Below are 21343 nucleotides of genomic sequence, written 5' to 3' on the forward strand. Positions count from 1 at the left end.
AAACTATCCCAGGCGTAAGATAGAAGCAGATTAAACGTCAGTGTTTCAGTTGCCCGTAGAATCTGATTGTGCGCTCAAAAGAAGAAAAGCAAAGGAGCCTGATTGAACGTAGCAGTAACTGCTACGTTCAATCAGGCTCGTATTGTAGGCAACGGATTGCCAATGGGTAAAAAAGAGCCAGAGGAACAAATTAGAATAATACCGTGATGTGCGTTGTCAGCTGCGCATTGGCCCGTAATTCGCCATCGGATAAATGTTGCATCACGGGTTTGCGATAGCTGACTCCCACCGATAATTTATTGAGGTACACTTCGGTACCTACGTTCAGATACGTAGCGTAGCCACCGGTTTGTTTGTTGACTTCCCCCTGGCGGCTATCGTGCCCGGCCTGCTCAACAAAAAGTCCTGCGTTGGGCATTACGGAGCGACTGCCTAAACTGGTCAGATAAAAAACAGAAGCGGAGCTGTTGAGCCGATTGCCAAACCGATAGCCGTCTGGATTTTTGGTGGTTATCCGGTACGATACGTCGGCGTTCAGGCCCCAGTTTTTGTAACGGGCGGTATAGATCAGATTAGAAATCCAGTCTGTGCTTCCTGTGCCCAGCTGGAAGTTTGGATTGGCTACGTCGGTCAGGCTATTTTCATTGTACTGGAAACGACCCGTGGCTAACTTAACGCCACCGCCTGCAAGTAGGTTGTGGTTGATGGTACGATCGGTTTCGGTATCCATGAACGTATTCAGTACGTTATAATGAGCCAGCACCGTTATGTCGCTCAGGCCTTGCAGCGGAGTCGTCAGCCCCGATTTAAGCATCGTTTGCTGACTGAATTGGTACGGTACAAAGGCCATCACCTGAACCCGTTTGATCGGGTAGAAGCGTCCCCAGATTTCGGCAGTTCGGAATTGCTCCCGGCTGCTGAGATTCTGACTCCCCAAATGCGAATGATAGGAATTGTAGCGGTAACGCAGACCCACAAACCCCCGGTGGCCCTGGGGAAGAATCCCGAAAAATGAGCCGCCGTTACTACACCCGCAGAGGTCGCAGGCTAGTGCCGGAACGGTCAGTGTCATGATCAGGCACCAGATGATATACTTTTTCATTTAGAATCCATGTTAAATCAGTCAATTACTTTAGGGTTCAACGAATCGGGGATCACGCAAAAACTGATCGTCGGTCAGCGTTTTTAAAAAAGCGATGATCTGTCGTTTTTCGTCGCTAGTCAGCGGAATACCCGGTCTGGATTGGCCAAACGATCCACCTGTTTGCAGGATAGGGTCGAGATTGTCGGTTGGCTGTACATTGTCTGCGTAATGGGTTAGCACGGCATCCAGCGAATAAAAGCGTCCATCGTGCATGTAGGGCAGCGTTTTTTCTATATTTCGCAGGCTGGGTACTTTGAATTTGTATCGATCCTGAGCTAGTTCCGTTACGTGAGCCCGGCCTTCATCCCGGCTTCCCTGAATAAACAGGCCATTGTTGCGGAAGCTGTTATCGGTAAATAACTCACCGGCATGACAGCCACTACATTTGGCCCGAAATGCCGTAAGCCCGGCCTGTTCTTCGTCGGTCAGCGTGCCACCCGGCTCTTTACGGACCCACTTATCGTAGCGTGAATTACCGGATACCAGCGTCAGCATAAACTGAGACAAAGCCTGCAAAAAACGGGGACCATTAATCTCATCCGTGCCGAAAGCCGCTTTGAACAACGGAGGATATTTAGGGCTCTTTCTCAATTTCTGAATTACGTTGGTAGATGTTTCGTCCATTTCAACGGGATTCTCAATCGGCGCAATCGGCACCAGATCCAGATCATGCACGCCACCATCCCAGAAAAAATTCGTTTCCCAGGCCAGGTTCTGGAGAGGCATGGAGTTTCGAGTACCCACCTTATTATCAATACCATGACTGACATCGTGCTGATGATGTGTAAACGCATAGGTTTGATTATGGCATTCCGCACAGGATATTGTCCCATCGCGCGAGAGAATACCATCGTAGAATAAGGCTCGCCCCAATAGCATGCCAGCTGTAGTGGGCCGGTTTTTATCCAGCGCGTATACCGGCTCCGGAAAATTGGCCGGTTTGACAAATGGTTCATCCGGCTGAGCGTCGGGTGCCGTTGTCTGACAGCCTGCCACCAAAAGGCAAAGACCAGTGAGTCGGATAGTTGCCCGTAAATCGATCCAGTTCTTCATAAACCAATAGCGTAGCCCAGCCATCACTGGCTGGGCTACCTGGATTATTGTTTGTCGTTGTGAACGTGATCGACCTGAAACATCGTCTTGTAATTGTCGGCGACAGGCGTAGCGGCTGCTGGCATATGGACGCTATTGGTCTTGGCCAGACTGATTTTGTTGGGGCCGTCAAAGACTTTCAACGCATCGACCAGCAGGTGAACGGTAGGGGCGATATTGCTCCGAACGGTAGCTTTTGTCGGCATAGACAGCGTTACAGTGCGCAGATTATTGACCGTTTTGGGCGATCCGTTCCAGCCGCCACCGTAACCGCCTACGTGAATCCCAAACTGCTGATTGGCGTTTGCCGTTGTTGGAATGGCGGTTGAGGTTCCCTCTATTTTGAAGAAGATATAGCCGGAATTCCAGTTCCAGTACATGCCATCGTCGCCGTAGCTGGTTATATCCAGTACGCCCACCCGCTCGGCCACCGGCGATAGGCTTTTAACACTATCAACGCCAATCGTGAACGTAATATCGCTATAGTTGCCCGATGGTACGTCTTTGAGCGTAATCAGTTGCGATTGGCTATCGGTCTGACGAATCAGGAAATATTGGTTCGGGAATTGCTGAACGGTTCCGTCCTCTTTCCTGAGCGCAATGTTACTGATGAAATAATTGAGCTTGGTTAAGGCAAACGGTTCGCCAGCCGCATTTTTGTAGGCAGGGGTTCCGAGAACAAGCTTTTGATCGCCAACCCGGTTTTCAAACTCGATGGCAACCGAATTGGTCGCGTTGGGATCGATGGCGTCATCGGTCTCTTTTGAGCAGGAAATAAATAATAAACTGGCGACCAGAGTCGATACTAAGCAGCTATAGGAGTAAGCTAAACGCATGATTGTATTGGTTGCGGCACATGGGGGCCGGAAAAAGGCAGGCAATAGCCAGCTCCTTTGGGTCAATGAGCCAAAATGGGTAAGTTCAGTGAAATAGATAATAGAGGCATCGTCCGGCAAACGGCCGGAGATTGACAAGCGGCCAGAAAATGGCCTGATCGCGTTGATTAGCAGTGGATGCCTGGAGGGTGGAAAACGGCTGACTGGGGAGCCGTATAAATGGGTATTAGGTAGGTGAAAACGGTACGATCATGGCCGACCCACCAGTTGGGCGTGCAGGCAAAAGCAAAACAGTCACTACAAAACAACTGAATGGCAGGGGTGTTCTGAACCCGCTCGGTCGTTTCTTTATCCTGTTTATCCTGCTGCGCTTTCAGGCGTTTAGCCAGGTAGCACTGGCCATCGCAATGCAATTGTGGCTTATCACGATTCTGGCAAAGTACGCGGGCAATGTATTTTTTATTGAGTTGATAATGCGCAATAATACCCCACGGACTCACTGTTGGTAACAGCGTCGCGAAGAGAAGAAAATAAATGAGCGCATTTCTCATGACAACGCAAAGATAGGGGCAAATAAGCATACATGCCCAGTTTGGCTAAAAGATTGTCGGCCAATGGTGTGGTCTATAGATGGTAACTGATTTGTAAACAGTGGATTGTGAGGTGTTCGCTGAACGGCTCCTGGAGTTGCAATGGTACGTAGTGCTTAATGGATCTTGCTGGCTGTAAGTCAGGATTGCTTTAAACAGGAGTGGCTTCAGACTCCAGAGTTTTTTAGCCCCCTCCTGTTTCAGGAGGGGGTTGGGGGTGGTAAATTCCATAAAAACAAACCATATTCACCCTCCCCATGAAACTTTTAGGGAGAATCTCAGCTGATCTCCTCGAATCTGCCTACGTGCGAACCGCTCTTTTGCGCAGGAAAGACGCCCGCTTTTTCGGGAAATCTGTGTATCATTGATACAGTATGTTACAACGATCTATTTCGGCCGCCCTTTTGCTGTTTTCGACGCTTACAGCCACGAGCCAATCGCTACCCGTTCTCGACCAAAACCCCGCCAACCTACATTGGTACAGCCTGAATACTCCGCATTTTCGGGTACTCTATCCCGCTGGACTCGATTCCACAGCGCAACGAACGGCCCAGCGACTCGAAAGCCTGAGCCAGTCGGTTAGTGCTTCGCTCCAGAAAAAACCGCGCCGGATTTCGCTCATTCTGCAAAATCAGACCACCAATAGTAATGGCTTTGTTACGTTGTTTCCGCGCCGTTCGGAGTTTTTTGCCGTTCCTCCGCAAGACCCTGGCCTGCTGGGTACGTTCAACTGGCTCGATTTACTGGCGGTTCATGAATACCGACACGTAGTACAGTACGATAAAGCCTTGCAGGGCTACGGCCGTTTTTTTTATACACTATTTGGTAATACGGGTCTGTATTTTCCGCTGTTGACTGTGCCCGACTGGTTTGCAGAAGGCGATGCAGTGAGCACAGAAACGCTGTTTAGCACGAGTGGACGGGGCCGAATTCCGAATTTTGATTTGGGAATGCGGGCTAACTTGCTGGCTGGTCAGCCCTTCGACTATTCGAAGGCTGTTTGTGGATCGTACCGCGACAACGTGCCCAATCATTACGTTCTGGGCTACTTTCTGACAACGTATCTGAAACGTACCTACAATCCCGATATCTGGAGTCGGGTGCTGAACCGGAATTACCGGCGGTTTCCGTGGCCGTTTGCGTTTTCGGCAAGTATCAAAAACGAAACGGGGCTACGAACCGAAGAGCTGTATCGAAAGACGATGGACGATTTGACCGAAACCTGGCAGAAACAGCAGGAAAAACTAGTGATTACGCCCGCTACGTTCTATTCGATTACACCCGAAAAAACACCGGCTAAGCGCGTCGTCTTCACCAATTACCAGCATCCTCAATTTCTGACTGATTCAACTGTGCTGTGCGTAAAAGCGGGTTTGGGCGATACGCCACGGCTGGTTATTCTAAGCAAACACAGGGAAGAGAAAACTTTTTTTGTGCAGGGTTTTCCGAATGATCCCAGTATGCTATCGGCCACGGCTGACAAGGCGTGTTGGGTAGAATTTGGCTATGATCCGCGTTGGGGGCAGCGCGTTTATTCAAACCTGCGACTGCTCGATCTGAAAACGGGCCAGCTGACCCGGCTCACTCACCGCGCCCGCTATACGGCCGTGGCGCTGTCGCCCGATAATGCCAAACTGATTGTCGTTGAAAACACGGAAAACTATAAAACGCAGTTACGTATCCTTGATGCAAAAAAAGGAACGATCCTTAAAACGCTTCCGAACACCGACAACGACTTTTATCTGCATCCGCGCTGGCTGGCCGATAACCAGACCATTGTTGTCGTAGCCCTGAAAGACGGGAAGAAAACCATTCAGTTGATTAATTCCGAAACCGGTAGTCCGTCGGATCTTTTGCCACGTGCTAACGATAACCTGAGTAATCCGCAACCGTGGGGCGATTACGTATTCTACAATTCGCCCCGGTCGGGGATTGATAATATCTATGCCGTTAACGTCAACACAAAAGCGGTGTTTCAGGTGACTTCGCGACCTTTGGCGGCTTATCATGCTACGGTGTCGCCGTCGGGTAAACGGCTGGCCTTCGACGATTTTTCGGCGTCGGGCACCCGAATTGCCGATATGCCGCTCAATCCATCAGACTGGAAACCGGTGTCAAAAACACCCGGCGAAGCAGATCTGGCGCAGACGGTACGTTATTTTGGGAACTTACCCCGACTGGAGCCCGGCGCAGCTCAGGGGCGGCAGATTTTAGCTGATTCGCTGCCCGAAACAAGTCCCTACAAACCCAGTCGGTTCCGACGATTAGCCCATGCGATCAATATCTATAACTGGGGACCAACGCTAAGTAGTACGGGGCAGGCGCTATCAGTCGGATTAAGCTCTCAGGATTTATTGGGCACGACGCAGATTGGGGTAGGATACACCTACAATCAGGCAGAGCGGGTGGGTAGCTTTTTCGCTAATCTGAGCTATCAGGGACTATATCCAATTATTGACGTAAGTTTTCAGCGTGGCAATCGAAATACATCCATGTATATCGATCGGGTGGCTCCTGCCGATAGTCTGCGGTCTGATCAATGGCAGTATAATCAGCTCACTGCCGGATTTCGCCTACCCTTGCAGTTGACCAATTCGAAGTATAGCCAGGCCATAAATCTGTCGGCTTACTACAACTACATACAGGTAACAGGCTATGATCTGCCGTTTCGCTACGTGACGGAAGTTGGCGGGGCGGGTTCGCTCAGCGCTATAAACTATGGCTTCAGCTACTCACGGTTATTACGGCAGAGTAAACGGGACGTAGCGCCACGCTGGGGGCAAACCCTTTCTGCCAATTGGCGAACCACACCGTTTGGCGGGCGTTTGACGGGGGATCAGTGGGGCGTTCAGGCAAATCTGTTTTTTCCTGGGCTGGGGAAACATCATTCGATCCGTCTGCGGGGGGGGTATCAGCAACAGGCACAGGGCAACTACCGATTTAGTGCGCTGGTGTTCTATCCGCGTGGTCAGGGCTATGTCAGTGACGACAAGATTGCGGCTGGTAGTGCCGAATACCGGCTCCCGTTGGCTGATACGCACTGGTCCTTAGGGCGTCTATTGTATCTGCAACGTATTAAAGCGGGGGTATTTTTTGATGCTACTCGGGGGCAAAGCCAGGTGGAGGTGCGCGATTCGTTCGGTCGTCTTCGCGGCTACGACATGCAGAACCATACCTATCAGACGGCCGGTTTAGATGTTTCCTTTGTCTTTAATGCGCTCCGTTTGCGAACGCCATTTGAAGCTGGTTTCCGGGCGATCTACAACGTAACGACGGGAGAAACACTGATTCAGCCCTTGGTGATCGATATAGGATTTTAGCCATCCGTTGTCTGCTACGTTATCTGATTAGGAAATAACGTAGCAGACAGAGTGTTACACTTCTTATTGATCCAGATTTGCCAGTTTTTCCAGAGCCAGATAGAGGGCCTGATTGCCGGATGACCCGTTGCCCGACGCCTGTACCGACAAATACAGTTGTTTCACCAAGGCTAATCCTGGTAAGGATAAACGCATCGCTTCGGCTTCTTCCAGCGCAATGCCCAGGTCCTTGACGAAATTATCGACGGTGAAACCCGGAGAAAAATCACCCTTTACGATTTTCGGGGCCAGTACGTCCAGGCTCCAGCAGCCAGCAGCCCCTTTGGTGATGGACTGCAGCATGGTGGTTAAATCAAGACCAGCTTTGCGCCCATACAGCAGTCCTTCGCATACGCCTATGAGTGTACCAGCAATCGTAATTTGATTGCAAAGTTTGGTGTGCTGACCGGCTCCTGCTGCGCCCTGATACACCCTGTTTTTGCCGAAGGCTTCAAAAATCGGCATAACCCGATCAACCACGGTTTTGTCGCCACCAATCATGATCGATAGGGTGCCATTGATAGCCCCTACCTCGCCACCCGACACCGGCGCATCGATAAAATCGACTCCGATGGTGCTGGCATGCTGCGACAATCGAATGGCCAGACTGGGTTTAGTGGTTGTCATGTCGATGGCAATCGCGCCGGTTCTAATACCCTGAAACACGCCATCGGTGCCAAAGTAGCATTCCTCCACATCTTTGGGAAAGCCGATCATGGTGATAACCACGTCCGACTGCGCAGCCAGTGCCGCTGGCGTGTCGAACCAGATGGCTCCTTTTTCGACCAGTGATTCTGCTTTGCATTTGGTACGATTGTAGACATTAACCGCGTATCCGGCATTGAGCAGATGGTTAGCCATAGGGTTTCCCATCAGCCCTGTGCCAATGAAACCAATAATTGATTTGTTCATACAGATTAGAAAGTAGAAAAGGTGGACGTAGCATCGGGCATGATAAAAAAAGCATAGTAAAAAACATACTATGCTTTTTGACTCTAACCTATGATGTACTTGCAAAAAATGGACACGTTTTTGGTGGTTCGCATACCGCCGGACATTAGCGGGCTTTTGCGGTAATAGTTTGGGGAATAAACTCAATGAAGTCTACCCGGACGGTTTCACTTCCGTTGGCTACACCAACCAGTTTAATTTCATCGCCTTTGTTGATTTTAAGATTGGGAATCGTTTTTCGGCGCCAGCAGTCTACGTCTTCGGTTAATTTCCAGGAGGCTTTTGGCTTGCCTGCTACGTATAAGGTCAGCGTACCCTGACCTCCTTTTTGATCGGCGTAGGACACAATAGCGTTATACAATCCAGTCGCATTGCCGAAGGTAGAGCTGGCCGTACCAGTACCGGTAGTCTGGACACAAGGTTCAATCAGAAACTTATCAGCGCTAAAGCCGGAGAGATCCATATTTTCTACTTCCATTCCTAGCACCGGCGAAAACCCACTGACTCCTGCTTCACTCAATCCATTCCGAACAGCCCGGAGGTTTGAATACGTCGATCCATCATAATGCTTGATACCGATGCCTTTGGCTCCATTATCGACCGAAATTTTTATGCTCGATTTGATAATCTCAGGTGTTGTCAGCAGCCGTGTCGGAACGCCCGGAATGATGGGAATGTCGTTTCCCATGAAATATTTCGTTGTCAGTATCCTGGATTTACGGTCTGTCTTCTGATAGCCATTTTGCTCGGTGTGGGTAGAGAGGTGGACCGAGTTAATGTTGTTCTTTAAGTCTTCGAGTGTTAACCCGGAAGTCCGGTCATTGAGGTCGTTCAGCCGAAAATCAATCCTCGGATTCTCCTGATGAATTCGATCGGTTACCGCCTTATAAATGTCGGTGGTGCATGATTTTCGGAAGTTACGCCAGTTGGTGAGCTGAGGTTCTGCGTGCGGATTGTCTTTCAGAATGGGCATGGCGGCTTCCAGGTCGAAACCCATCGATTTAGCCTTATGTTTGCAGGCGTCACAAAAGCACGAACCCCCTTTGGTCGGCTCGTCGGAGCGACTAAACAGCAGCATGCAGGTCTGGATATAATCGACATCGTAATTCTTGGCTAGGTCGCCATACAGCGTAACCAGATACTCCCGTACATCGGGGTGATTCGTGCAGGGACGATCGACCGATTGGTTGTTAATATCCCGCTGTTTACACTCTGGATGCGCGTTTAGAACTTCGACAGGAATGTACGTGTGAGACACTTCAACACCAGCCCGAAGGCCGCGTGCATGCGCTTTATCGAGCACAAGCTTTAGCCAGTCCGTGTTGGTTAGCCAGTCCTGGCTGGACATCAGGGGTTTGATCTTCCCATACAGATCCAGTTGAGGTTTAAAATAAGCCCTGGAATCTTCAGCGTCCCAGAACGACCGGGCTGGATTATGAATGAAGGTAAACGTACCGGGTAGATTATCATTGTTGAACGGGCGATGCTCCTGGTGCATCACTGCAATCAGATAAACCGAATTGACCCCGGCAATACTGGTCATATTGTCCAGCAGCAGATCAATACCTTCGTCGTGAACGTCCCACGGATAAATGCTGCCAGTAACCTCAAAAGCAGGTGCTGGTATATTCGACCGTTTTATGGACTGACCCGTGAGGGTGGCAATGGGTAAACAGGCCAGGCAGGCCAGCAACCATTCTTTCGTCAGAGTAAGCCGTTTCATAGCAATAGATTAAGGTAAACCGATTGGAGGTTCGGGTTTAGGAGAACAAGGGAGGGGTTAATCAACCAGAGTGGGCGTTTGCTTTTTTGTTTTGGTCATGATCCGTACCGTGGCGGTTAAACCGATCAGGATAATGGCTAAACCGAATAAGTAACTAAAGCCACGTGATGCGTCGGGCGAAGTTGCAGTACTGCTGCTGCTCAGCATCTCATAGGTGGGGATCATCCATTTAAATGTGTAGGCCTGTCCCAGCGTAATAAAGCAAATGATTACCAGCATGATAAAGCTATGCTTTACCGTAAAGCGAAACAGGTCAGACTCTTTGCCTATCAGATCGCCGGCGGCAGCGGCCACGGCAATCGACTGTGGGGAAATCATTTTGCCAACAACACCACCGGTTACGTTGGAGGCTACCGTAACGACCGGGTCTACCCCAATGGATTGGGCCGTAGCAAACTGAAGTTTACTGAACAACGCATTGGCCGACGTATCGGAACCCGTAATAAACACGCCAAGCCAGCCTAGTACAGGGGCGAAGAATGGGAATAAAACGCCGGTATTAGCCAAAACTTTTGCCAGCGTTAACGTAATGCCGGAGTCATTGACAATGTAAGCAAAGCCCAGAACGGCGGCTATGGTCAGAATGGGAAATCGGAGTTGGTGTAACGTAGCACCAAACACGGTTAACCCCTGTCGATACGTCAGGCCGATCAGAGGAATCGATACGAGCCCCGCAATCAGAATAGCGGTTCCCGCTGCGGATAAATAATTAACCTTGAATACTTTAGCGAGTAAGGTGCCGTCGGCTCCCTGAATTGCATTATGAAGGCCAGGTACTTCGAATTGAGTCATTCCCAACGAATTCAGAACATCTTTGATCGGTTGCATTCCCCAGGCAATGACCATAATCGTTAGAACAATAAATGGCGACCAGGCTCGTAGAATTTGCCCGTTCGTATAGTGGATGTCTGTGTTGAGCGTAGGAGCGGGTTCATTCGAAAAACGCCAGACTGTTTTCGGTTTCCAGAAACGGAGAAGAATCATCAGGCAAATGATTGACCCCAGCCCGGCTATGACGTCGGGAAGGGAAGGGCCCAGGTAGTTTGACGAGAACCACTGAAAAAAGGCAAAGGAAGCGCCCGACACCAGAACAGCCGGCAGAATTTCTCTGGCTTTATTGAATCCGGCAATAATCGATACCAGATAGAAAGGAAGCACCAGCGATAATAACGGCAACCCGCGCCCGACCATTTGGGAGATTGGCAATTCGGGGATGCCCGATACCTGTGACGCTACGGTTATGGGAATGCCAATTGAGCCAAAAGCAACCGGCGCGGTGTTGGCAATCAGACAAATACCGGACGCATAGAGTGGGTTGAAGCCCAGTCCAACCAGCATAGCCGCCGTAATGGCAACCGGTGCCCCAAAACCGGCTGTTCCTTCCAGGAACGACCCAAACGAGAATGCAATGAGTAGCGCCTGTAACCGCCGGTCCGACGTAATGGAGGCCATAAAGTGTTTGATGATCTCAAACTGGCCGCTTTTAACGGTGAGATTAAACAGAAACACGGCCATGACCACTAGCCAGCAAATAGGAAACAAACCGTATAAGGCACCGTGCCCAATAGAGAGAATGGCGAGCTTAACCGGCATGCCATACACCAGAATAGCAATGATACTGGCAATGACCGTAGCAATTAAGCTGGCCTGATATCCTTTCATTTTTCTGATAATCAGCGCCCAGAAAATAAACAGGATCGGGATGGCGGCAACCAGAACCGATAGGGTGATATTGTTAAATGGATCGATAACCTGTGTCCATTTCATAGGAGTCATGGATTAGTATGTACACAAACGAATAGTTCCTAACGTAGTTGGTTATACGTTAGTGGGTGTCAAATGAAGCCTTATTGTTGTGGCTCCCATTTTTTGTCAGTTTTTTCACCCATGTCGAGCACTAACGTACCACCCTTCATCAGTTCATCGTGTGAAAAGGAGAGGGAGGTAAGCGGCTTGCCATTGAGTGTGGCCGACTGAATATATTTATTTGTTCTTGAGGATTTGGGTGCCGAAACGGTAAATGTCTTTCCGTTTGGTAGAGCAAGGCTAACTTTTGTAAAGAGTGGACTGGTGATCGAGTAACGGGGAATACCGGGCGTGGTGGGGTAAAATCCCATTGCCGAAAAAACCACAAACGCCGACATCGACCCGCCATCTTCATCGCCTGGTACGCCGAAAATGGTATCCTGAAACCAGGTGTCGAGAATGAGCCGGGTATATTTCTGCGTTTTCCAGGAAGAGTTGGTGTAGTTGAAGAGGTAGGGAATAAAAAACGTCACCTGATTGCCCATCGAGAACTGACCGATCATGCTGGTCTGATTGGGCCAGGTTTCCCAGAAAACAGGCTTGCTTTTCTCCATGCTTTCCCGAAAGAGCTGATCCAGGTTTTGCTCCATGTTGTCGATTCCACCCATCAGTTCGCGTAGCCCTTTTATATCCTGTTGAGCATTCCACATATAACTCCAGCCGTTATTTTCATTGTAATAGTCGAATCCGTTGTGGCCACCATCGAACTTGGGATCGATTTCAATCCAGTTGCCTTTGGCATCTTTGGGCATGAACAGGTTATGTTTAGTGCTCCAGAGGTTTTTATAATTCTGAGCTCTCGGCGCATACGTAGCCCGCACCTCCTGATTTCCCAACTCGTTCGCTAGTTCGCTGAGGGCCCAGCTATCGTAACCGTCGCCTAACGTAATGGCTACGGCCGAACGCTTCTGCCCCGGTTTTTGGGAGGCAAATGCATCGGTTTCTTTCTCGCCGGGATGCAGGGCGGGATAGTAGCCGTTTTTGTAATAAAACTCTTCCAGATCTCCTTTAGGCCCATTTCGGAAGGGCAGCATGGTTGCTTTTTCGGCATTCTTGAGCATGCCCTCAAAGGCGATCTTGACATCGAAATCCCGGATGCCTTTCCGGTAGGCATCCAGAAACATCACCGACGACTTGAAGCCAAACATGCCGGGCCGATCACCGAATGGTCTGGGATATTCGGGCATCCAGCCGCTTTCTTTGTACATCCGGACGTAGGACTGAAGCATGTCGGCTTCCCGCTTGGGATCGAGAATGCTACGTAGCGGATGCAGAGCCAGGTAATTGCCCCAGGTATAATCGTCCGTGTAATACGGTCTTGCGTCTGTATGGGTTTGCTTGTCTGAGCCGCTAAAATACTTACCGCCTTCGGTCATGTCGGTCATTCGGACGTAGCACCGATAGAGGGAGGTGTAAAAACTCCGTTTCTGGGCTTCGGTGCCTCCCTCCACCGTAATCTGACCGATGGTTTTAGCCCAGGCGGCCTGAGCTTTGTCTTTGAGCTGGTCGAAGCTGACCCCATTGAGTTCGGCTTCCAGATTTTTACGGGCCTGATCAATGCTGATGAAGGAGACTCCGTAGCGAAACTCAACCACCGGCGAATCGCCTGCTCCGTAACTGGCATACGCTCGCTCGCCCGGCATTTTCTTTGGCTTGTCGGGAATGGAGCTGACCGTATATCGTCCCCAGTCTTTTTCGCCTTCTTTCTTGCCGGTTTGTGGCTTGCCGGTAAACACCCCGTACAGGTACGCTACGCCTTTCTGGTCATGGATCGCGTCGTTAACAAACTCGGTTCCGGTGATAATGTTTCCATTCTGGAAATCATATTTGCCATTGGCGTAATAGTGGGCGAGCAGCAGATGTTTTTGAACACCAGCCGGGAAGGTGAACCGGTAGATGCCGGTTTTGGCGCCCGGTGTAAACTCGGTCAGGATGTTACTATCCGTTAGATGTACTGAGTAATACCAGGGGCGCGTTACTTCCAGATCATGATCGTAGGTTAACCGGCTAAACCAGGCGGTGTCGGCCAGGTTTCCTTTGGCGGGCTTTATCGAAAAAATCATCTGTGGTGTAATGATATTCTGAGCCAGCATGGGGAAGTCGGTGATCTGCATATCCAGATGGTCCTGCCGCCTGGGAAACATCCGAACCATCTGGTTGGGCAGATGAGCGATGGGTCGATTCGTATTCAGCAGCGGTGCTACGTTCCCAATCGTCGGGTCAATGTACTGAAGCGAAGAGGTCGTGGCTTTCCTGGTTTGCCCCCAGCTGGCTGAGCAGAGCGAAGTCGCAAAGAAGGCAGAAGCAAGAACCGTTTTAATAAGTTGATTAGGGCGCATCAGGCTATTCGGTTTAGGGGTAATGGCCAGTTACGACCATCCATGTCTAGTAGGTTATATCCCATTTTTTATCAGTTTTGTCGCCCATGTCGAGCACCAACGTACCACCGTTCATTAGCTCATCGTGCGAAAAGGAGAGGGAAGTAAGGGGCTTGCCATTGAGCGTGGCCGACTGGATGTATTTGTTGAGCTTCGACGAATTGCGAGCGACTAATGTGAAGGTTTTGCCATTGGGAAGATTGATGCTAACCTTGTTGAAGAGTGGACTGGTGATCGAGTAACGGGGAATACCGGGCGTGGTGGGGTAAAATCCCATCGCTGTAAAAACCACAAACGCCGACATCGACCCGCCATCTTCATCGCCGGGCACCCCGAAGATATTATCCTGAAACCAGGTATCGAGCAGGAGTCGGGTGTATTTCTGCGTCTTCCAGGGGGAGTTGGTGTAGTTGAACAGGTAGGGAACAAAGAACGTTACCTGGTTGCCCATCGAGAACTGACCGATCAAGGCCGTCTGATCCGGAAACTTCTCCCAGAACACGTATTTGGGTCTTCCCGCTGTTTCCCGAAAGAGCTGATCCAGGTTTTGCTCCATGTTGTCGGGTCCGCCCATGAGGTCAGATAGGCCTTTAATGTCCTGCTGAACATTCCAGAGATAATTCCAGCCGTTATTTTCATTGTAATAATCGTTGCCCGCGTGGCCACCATCGAATTTGGGGTCGATCAGAATCCAATTGCCTTTGGCATCTTTAGGCAGGAAAAAACCAGTTTCTGCGTGCCAGAGATTTTTATAGCTTTGGGCATAGGGTGCAAAGCGTTTATGAACCTCCTGATTGCCCAACTCGCTGGCAAGTTCACTGAGAGCCCAGCTATCATAACTGTTTCCCAACGTAACAGCTACGGCCGAACGCTTCTGCCCTCGTCGGATGGAGGCTACCGAATCCGTTTCGGCTTCGCCAGGATGCAGGGCGGGATAATAGCCGTTTTTGTAGTAAAAATCTTCAAGTGCTCCTTTAGGGCCGTTACGGTGTGGCAGCATGGTTGCTTTTTCGGCATTCTTGAGCATGCCCTCAAAGGCGGTCTTGACATCGAAATCCCGGATGCCTTTCCGGTAAGCATCCAGAAACATCACTGACGATTTAAAACCGAACATACCCGGCCGGTCGCCATATGGTTTTGGGTATTCAGGCATCCAGCCGCTCTCCTTGTACATCCGGACGTAGGACTGAAGCATGTCGGCTTCCCGCTTGGGATCAAGAATGCTACGTAGCGGATGCAGAGCCAGGTAATTGCCCCAGGTGTAATCATCGTTGTAGTAAGGTCGCGAATCGTCATGAACCTTTTTATCGTAGCCGCTGAAATACTTGCCGCCTTCGGTCATGTCGAACATGCGGGCGTAGCACCGATAGAGGGAGGTGTAAAAACTCCGTTTCTGGGCTTCGGTGCCTCCCTCCACCGTAATCTGACCGATGGTTTTAGCCCAGGCGGCCTGAGCTTTGTCTTTGAGCTGGTCGAAGCTGACCCCATTGAGTTCGGCTTCCAGATTTTTACGGGCCTGATCAATGCTGATGAAGGAGACTCCGTAGCGAAACTCAACCACCGGCGAATCGCTTGCTCCGTAACTGGCATACGCTCGCTCGCCCGCTACCTTTTTGTGCTTTTCCTGCGTTCCGATAACCGTATATCGTCCCCAGTCTTTTTCGCCTTCTTTCTTGCCGGTTTGTGGCTTGCCGGTAAACACCCCGTACAGGTACGCTACGCCTTTTTGCTCGTGATTGGCGTCGTTGACAAACTCGGTTCCGGTAATGGCGTTTCCATTCTGGAAATCGTATTTGCCATTGGCGTAATAGTGGGCGAGCAGCAGATGTTTTTGAACGCCAGCCGGAAAGGTAAACCGATAGATGCCGGTTTTGGCACCCGGCGTAAACTCGGTCAGGATGTTGTCGTCGGTTAGACGTACCGAATAGTACCAGGGGTGAATTGTTTCGAAATCGTGGTCATACGTGAGCCGGCGATACCAGCCCGTATCGGCCAGCGCGCCCGAATACGGCTTTATCGAAAAAATCATCTGTGGTGTAATGATATTTTGCGAGAGCATCGGGAAGTCAGTGATCTGCATATCCAGATGATCCTGCCGTTTCGGATAAACACGCACCATCTGATTGGGCAGATGCACTACGGGGCGGTTTGTATTCAGCAGCGGTGCTACGTTCCCAATCGTTGGGTCGATATAATGCAAGCCGGAGTGCGTTTTTTCAGGGGGATTCTTTTTTTGCCCAAAGCTTGCCGGCAGTCGGTTAATCAGCAAAAAAAACGTGAGGGCAAAAACTGGACGAATAGTGAGCTTCATAATGCAGGAGCAGAAAAGGTAAGGTTGGTTGAAAAAAGTCTATAGTTTTCAGGTTGTGCTATACGGTAGAGGTCCTCTGTTTTTACTACGTTCAAGGGCGTACAACACAACCTGAAAAACGTCTTTAATCAACTATAACCTGGATTCTGAGGGAGGATGGATGGGTTGTTGATGATCTGAATTTCTACCAGCGGGATTGGGAAGAGAGCGTTAAATGGCTTCAATCCTAATGGACCCATCACGCTTTCTAACCGATTGGTTCTGGCCAGATCGAACCAGCGTACGCCTTCCATCGACAATTCGTAGATGCGTTCTTTGTAAATATTGGTACGTAGCTCGTCTTTCGTCATCGTGGTATAGGCAGGCATTTTGGCGCGGGTGCGGACCTGGTTCAGGTAGGTTAGTGCTATGTCCGTTTTGCCGTTTTCGTTCAGGGCTTCGGCATACATCAGTAGCACGTCGGCGTAGCGGATCACTTTCCAGTTTACCTTGCTATCGTTCAGGGAGTTGGTGGGGGCCAGATACTTTTTGGTGAACGTAGCGATCTGCAAAAAGCCCTGAAAAGCGCCATTGTTGTCGGTGTAACCCTTAGCAACGGTTACGTCTCTACGTGGATCTTTCGGGTCAAATGAATCGAACAGAGCAAGTGTAGGTGTGTTTTGCTCTCCGGCTCCGCCTTTAATGCCATAAAAGGTTTCGGCGGCTGAGTTGGCCGACTTGGGCAGGAATTTGTTTGAAAAGCCGCTGCCGGCGCCCAGGTTGCCATCCTGGTATTCAATATCAAAAATGTATTCGCTATGGTGTTCGTCTTTCGAATAGTCGAATAAATCGTTGTAATTGGCGAGCAGTGAATAGCCTGACGTAGTGACTTCCTGTAGCTTAGCTTCGGCCTTTACGAAATCCTTACGGGTCATATACACGCGGCCCAGGATTGCCTTGGCTGCTCCTTTGGTGGCCCGGCCTACGTCGACGCCGGTATATTTGGCCGGTAATTTGGCTTCGGCATCCATCAAGTCTTTGATGATAACCTCTTCGTAAATCTTGTCGGCTTTTTCGCGCACTTTCGTATAGCCAGCTTCAATAGACGTTGGCGCAGTATTCAACGGTACGTCTCCAAAAATTCGGACTAAATCGAAGTAGGCAAAAGCACGAAGAAACTTAGCTTCACCAATATGCCGGTCCCGATTCGTCACCACGGCCGGATCGGCCGATTCCAGTTTAGAGAGGACCAGATTGGCTCGATTGATCGCACTGTAATAATTCCGCCAGGTCGATATCATCAGGTTGGCGTCGCTATTCATATTGAATTTGTCGACCGAAATCAGGAAAGCGTCGTTTCCTAGTGCGTGCCAGGAGCCGTCGGAACGGAGATCGCCAAAAATCCAGAAATCCTGATACTGATTCCGCAGTGAGCTATAAATGCCAACCACCGCATCCTGAAAATCTTTATCGGTTTTATAAATAGCATCGACACTGACCGTCGATATGGGATTTAGTTCAATGAAACTTTTCTGACAGGAGGCCAGGGTTAGTCCGGTAGCCATAGCTGCTAGGCAAACTATCTTTTTCATTTTCTTCAAGTTTTTTAGGCATCCATCTATTAAAATCCAACATTCAGGCCAATGAGCAGACTTTTGGGAAGTGGGTAATCGTTGGCTTCCACACCAGGAGTGAGCGGGTTTTCGGTCGTGCTGACATCTGGATTAAAGGTTGTGTTTTTCGTGAAAATGAACGGATTGTTCGAGTTGACATACACACGGAGCGAACCGAGCTTGAGTTTTTGAACGAGGGCTGATGGGAACGCATACGCCAGGGTAATGTTGTTTACGCGCAGGTACGTACCGGTATCCAGAAACAGCTGACTCGGCAGCCGGACGCCACCCGTTGGCGTATCGTTGGGGCGGGGTGTTTTGCCGTCGCCGGGGTCTTGTTCCGATTTCCAGTAGTTATTGCTAAACGCATAACCCCGAACGCGGGCCCGTCCGCTATTGCCCCCTCCGCGCGATGTATTGTAGATCTGATTGCCCTGCGACCCCTGCAGACTTACACTTAAGCTCAGGTTTTTGTACGATACGCGGTTGGTCATGCCGTAGAAAAAGTCCGGGTAAGGAGACCCCATGATTGTTTTGTCGGCATTGGTAATCACGCCGTCGCCGTTGATATCAACGAATCGGATATCGCCCACATGCGAACGGTCGCTGCCGGTTGGGTTATAAATTGGTCCTTTGTCCAGCTCGGCCTGATTTTTGAAAACACCATCTACTATCCATCCGAAAAACATGCCAATGGGTTGCCCAATCATCGTTACGTTATTGCCCGCGTAGATAGGGTCGCCCTGAGGTCCCAGCTTCGTAACCTTATTGCGGTACGTAGAGACGTTAAAATCGGTTGACCACTTGATTTTACGGTCGATGTTTACGGTGTTCAGAACGAATTCCCAACCCGTATTCCGAACTTCGCCGATGTTCTGCAAGGCAGTGCTGAAGCCTGTATTGTTAGGGATATTTACATTCAGTAACAGGTTGGTGTTACGCGAGGTAAAGTGATCGATCGAGGCATTGATACGGTTATTGAAAAAGCTGGCGTCTACGCCAAAGTTTAGCGATGTTTGGGTTTCCCAGGTTAGGTTTGGGTTCGCAATCCGACCGGGAGCAATGGCCGTCGACACACCGCCACCTAATGCATAGTTCTCGTAATTGATCGTAGCGTACTGGTCATAGTTACCAATATTATTATTACCCGTTACGCCATAGCTGGCCCGTAGTTTCAGCTCGCTGATATCCCGAATATTTTTCAGAAAACTCTCATCGGAGATACGGTAAGCCAGGGCTACCGATGGAAATACGCCGTATTTGTTCTGCGTACCAAACCGAGACGAACCGTCGGTACGTATCGACGTCGTTACGTAGTATTTGCTGTTGTAGTTATAGTTAACCCGCGCCAGGTAAGAGATCAGCGACCATTCGTAGATGTTGGCCGTACCGTTCGTGATCAATCCGCCAACCGCACTCAGAGTAGGGACTAAATTGTTTGGAAACTTGTTGCTCGACATCGTACTGATTTCTCCCCGTTCTTTTTGGGCCGTAAAACCAGCTAAAGCCGCAATGGAGTGCTTGCTGATATTCTTCGTGTAGTTCAGCGTATATTCCGTGAGCCAGTTCGTAATCAGGCCCGCATTGTCTGTTCCGGTTGGGAGTTCATTGGCGAAATAAGGCCGCTGAGGTCTGAAATACATTCCCTTGTTGGTTAGCAGACTACCACCAAACAAGACGTTAAATTTTAAGTCGTTAATGAGTTGGTACTCAACGTTCAGGTTTCCCAGTAAACGCAGATTTTTTTGTGATGTAATTGTTTCCTGGGCTACGGCAAGGGGGTTGTAAATATCGGCCATATCGGCCAGGCCAGCGTAATTGAAATAACTGCCATCGGGATTCAGTAATGGCCGGAAATTATGGATTTGCAGGGTAGACGCTACAATGCCGAGTGTGCTGGCGGTGCCGCCACTGACACCCGTTGACGGTAGTGAACGCTGTTCTGTATACGCAGGGTTAATGTTGACCTTAAGCGCCAGTCGTTTCGAGAGTTGCGCATCGATGTTGGTACGTAGTGAATACCGCTTAAAGCCACTGTTTATGATGATGCCATCCTGATTAAAATACTCACCGCTTACCGCATACCGAATGTTTTCGGAGCCGCCCGATGCCGATAGCTGAATCTGACGTTGAGGAGCCGTAACCAAAACTTTGTTTAGGGAGTTTTCGTCGGTGGTATTTCGGCCTTCCAGCACATCCATGATAATGGCCGGAACGGGAGTGGCCCAGGAAGTGGGCGGGCCAGATACGTCACGTCCGGCGTCCAGATTCTTATTGCGCATGCCATCGTAAAAAAACTGAGCCTGTTGCAGCGAGTTTTTCATGATGGGCAGTTTAGATACGCTCTGCCAGCCGTAGTACGTATCGAGCGAGATGGTTGCTTTACCGGCCTTACCTCGTTTGGTCGTAATGATTACAACGCCGTTGGAACCCCGTGAGCCATAGATGGCTGTTGCCGATGCATCTTTGAGAATGTCCAGTGTTTCAATGTCGTTGGGGTTCAGTGTCTGAATATTATCCGTAGGAAACCCGTCTACTACGTAGAGCGGACCAGCACCCGCCGAAATACTGCCGATGCCCCGTATTCGGATTTGCGGAGCCGCGCCTGGCTCGCCCGACACCGCTTTTACCTGCACACCGGCCACCCGACCCGCCAATCCCTGTTCGATCCGGGTCACGCCCAGATCCTTTACTTCTTTGGCACTAACGACGCCTACCGAGCCAGTCAGGTCTTTTTTCTTGACGGTTCCATAACCAACCACCACAATTTCGTCGAGGGTTTTATCATCGGCTTTTAACGTAACGTTCACGGTGGTGAGATTACCGACACTGACCTCCTGCGACAGATAGCCTACGTAACTGAAAATCAAGACCGACGTAGCGTTCGGTACGTCGAGTTTGTAGTTACCCTCAGCATCGGTAGTGGCTCCTCGCTGCGTGCCTTTCACAATGATACTGACCCCCGGAAGCGTTTCCCCCTTCTCATCCGTTACGGTGCCCTGAACAAGAATGTCAACGTTTTTTTCGTCCATTGCGAGCCGGGTCGGTAACCCCATGTCTCTGGAGTCGGCTTCACTCTGAAGTCTGTCCAGTGGGCCTGGCGTAATGATCAGCCGTTGATTGATGGTCGATTCAGCTTTATCGAGCGGCTCTCTGGCAATTACTACGTAGCCGCCGTTCTTTACTTTCTTGTACCGCAAGCCCAGTGGTTTTAAGACAGCGGAAAGGTTTTGCTCAATATTCGCACTTAAATTGACAACATTAGGCGCTACCACCAGCCCTTCTACGTTCCGGTCGAAAAAGAGAATGTCGATGGCGTAATGATCCTGTAACTTCTTCAGTACGTCTTTTAGCTTTTGTGCAGCCGCTCGATTGGCCGATTCTTTCGGTTGGGCCTGCTCTGCTCTGGCCAGCACCTGCGAAAAGCCAGGGCGTACTCCTCCCAGGACCGCCCCGGTGAGGAGCAGTAATCGTAATAGTTTTTTCATGGTAGTTAAGGGT

General features: G+C 50.0%; 12 protein-coding genes. 1 reads left to right on the top strand and 11 read right to left on the bottom strand.

All coding sequences use genetic code 11. From position 1 onward, the window contains the following. Window positions 1-190 precede the first annotated feature (190 nt). The 4 genes from GK108_RS13890 to GK108_RS13905 all read right to left on the bottom strand — a co-directional run bounded on the left by GK108_RS13890 (window position 191) and on the right by GK108_RS13905 (window position 3623). Window positions 191-1102 carry a hypothetical protein gene (locus GK108_RS13890; RefSeq protein ID WP_163949110.1) on the bottom strand — a complete coding sequence of 304 codons (912 nt, stop codon included), beginning with the start codon at window positions 1100-1102 and terminating at the stop codon, window positions 191-193. A 30-nt stretch (window positions 1103-1132) separates the two neighbouring features. Next, window positions 1133-2197: a cytochrome-c peroxidase gene (locus GK108_RS13895; RefSeq protein WP_163949112.1), complete on the bottom strand. Its 1065-nt coding sequence runs from the start codon at window positions 2195-2197 to the stop codon at window positions 1133-1135. Between the two features lie 44 nt (window positions 2198-2241). Next, a complete protein-coding gene (locus GK108_RS13900) occupies window positions 2242-3072 on the bottom strand; it encodes an MbnP family protein (protein WP_163949114.1) in 831 nt (276 codons plus the stop codon). A 167-nt stretch (window positions 3073-3239) separates the two neighbouring features. Next, a complete protein-coding gene (locus GK108_RS13905) occupies window positions 3240-3623 on the bottom strand; it encodes a hypothetical protein (protein ID WP_163949116.1) in 384 nt (127 codons plus the stop codon). A 413-nt stretch (window positions 3624-4036) separates the two neighbouring features. Here GK108_RS13905 and GK108_RS13910 point away from each other — a divergent pair, with 413 nt between their 5' ends. After that, window positions 4037-6982 (top strand): hypothetical protein, encoded by a 2946-nt coding sequence (locus GK108_RS13910; RefSeq protein ID WP_163949118.1) that lies wholly within the window; start codon window positions 4037-4039, stop codon window positions 6980-6982. A gap of 63 nt (window positions 6983-7045) precedes the next feature. Here the strand turns inward: GK108_RS13910 and GK108_RS13915 are convergent, their stop codons facing one another. From GK108_RS13915 to GK108_RS13945, 7 genes are all read right to left on the bottom strand, one after another. Beyond that, a complete protein-coding gene (locus GK108_RS13915) occupies window positions 7046-7933 on the bottom strand; it encodes an NAD(P)-dependent oxidoreductase (RefSeq protein ID WP_163949120.1) in 888 nt (295 codons plus the stop codon). A gap of 145 nt (window positions 7934-8078) precedes the next feature. Next, window positions 8079-9695 carry a hypothetical protein gene (locus GK108_RS13920; RefSeq protein WP_163949122.1) on the bottom strand — a complete coding sequence of 539 codons (1617 nt, stop codon included), beginning with the start codon at window positions 9693-9695 and terminating at the stop codon, window positions 8079-8081. A 57-nt stretch (window positions 9696-9752) separates the two neighbouring features. Continuing rightward, window positions 9753-11522, bottom strand: a complete 1770-nt coding sequence (locus GK108_RS13925; RefSeq protein WP_163949124.1) for an L-lactate permease — start codon at window positions 11520-11522, stop codon at window positions 9753-9755. An 80-nt stretch (window positions 11523-11602) separates the two neighbouring features. After that, on the bottom strand, window positions 11603-13900 hold the full coding sequence (locus GK108_RS13930; RefSeq protein WP_163949126.1) for a GH92 family glycosyl hydrolase: 2298 nt from the start codon (window positions 13898-13900) through the stop codon (window positions 11603-11605). A 46-nt stretch (window positions 13901-13946) separates the two neighbouring features. After that, entirely contained in the window at window positions 13947-16250 is a 2304-nt protein-coding gene (locus GK108_RS13935) for a GH92 family glycosyl hydrolase (RefSeq protein WP_163949128.1), read from the bottom strand. Between the two features lie 128 nt (window positions 16251-16378). Then, window positions 16379-17821: a RagB/SusD family nutrient uptake outer membrane protein gene (locus tag GK108_RS13940; RefSeq protein ID WP_163949130.1), complete on the bottom strand. Its 1443-nt coding sequence runs from the start codon at window positions 17819-17821 to the stop codon at window positions 16379-16381. Between the two features lie 29 nt (window positions 17822-17850). After that, on the bottom strand, window positions 17851-21330 hold the full coding sequence (locus GK108_RS13945; protein WP_163949133.1) for a SusC/RagA family TonB-linked outer membrane protein: 3480 nt from the start codon (window positions 21328-21330) through the stop codon (window positions 17851-17853). Window positions 21331-21343 lie beyond the last annotated feature (13 nt).

This window comes from Spirosoma terrae, from assembly GCF_010435915.1.
Taxonomy (GTDB): domain Bacteria; phylum Bacteroidota; class Bacteroidia; order Cytophagales; family Spirosomataceae; genus Spirosoma; species Spirosoma terrae.

Coding starts and splice junctions, on each gene's coding strand:
- GK108_RS13915 (WP_163949120.1), bottom strand. CDS start 7,933: ATGAACAAATCAATTATTGGTTTCATTGGCACAGGGCTGATGGGAAAC.
- GK108_RS13945 (WP_163949133.1), bottom strand. CDS start 21,330: ATGAAAAAACTATTACGATTACTGCTCCTCACCGGGGCGGTCCTGGGA.
- GK108_RS13930 (WP_163949126.1), bottom strand. CDS start 13,900: ATGCGCCCTAATCAACTTATTAAAACGGTTCTTGCTTCTGCCTTCTTT.
- GK108_RS13920 (WP_163949122.1), bottom strand. CDS start 9,695: ATGAAACGGCTTACTCTGACGAAAGAATGGTTGCTGGCCTGCCTGGCC.
- GK108_RS13940 (WP_163949130.1), bottom strand. CDS start 17,821: ATGAAAAAGATAGTTTGCCTAGCAGCTATGGCTACCGGACTAACCCTG.
- GK108_RS13935 (WP_163949128.1), bottom strand. CDS start 16,250: ATGAAGCTCACTATTCGTCCAGTTTTTGCCCTCACGTTTTTTTTGCTG.
- GK108_RS13900 (WP_163949114.1), bottom strand. CDS start 3,072: ATGCGTTTAGCTTACTCCTATAGCTGCTTAGTATCGACTCTGGTCGCC.
- GK108_RS13925 (WP_163949124.1), bottom strand. CDS start 11,522: ATGAAATGGACACAGGTTATCGATCCATTTAACAATATCACCCTATCG.
- GK108_RS13890 (WP_163949110.1), bottom strand. CDS start 1,102: ATGAAAAAGTATATCATCTGGTGCCTGATCATGACACTGACCGTTCCG.
- GK108_RS13895 (WP_163949112.1), bottom strand. CDS start 2,197: ATGAAGAACTGGATCGATTTACGGGCAACTATCCGACTCACTGGTCTT.
- GK108_RS13905 (WP_163949116.1), bottom strand. CDS start 3,623: ATGAGAAATGCGCTCATTTATTTTCTTCTCTTCGCGACGCTGTTACCA.
- GK108_RS13910 (WP_163949118.1), top strand. CDS start 4,037: ATGTTACAACGATCTATTTCGGCCGCCCTTTTGCTGTTTTCGACGCTT.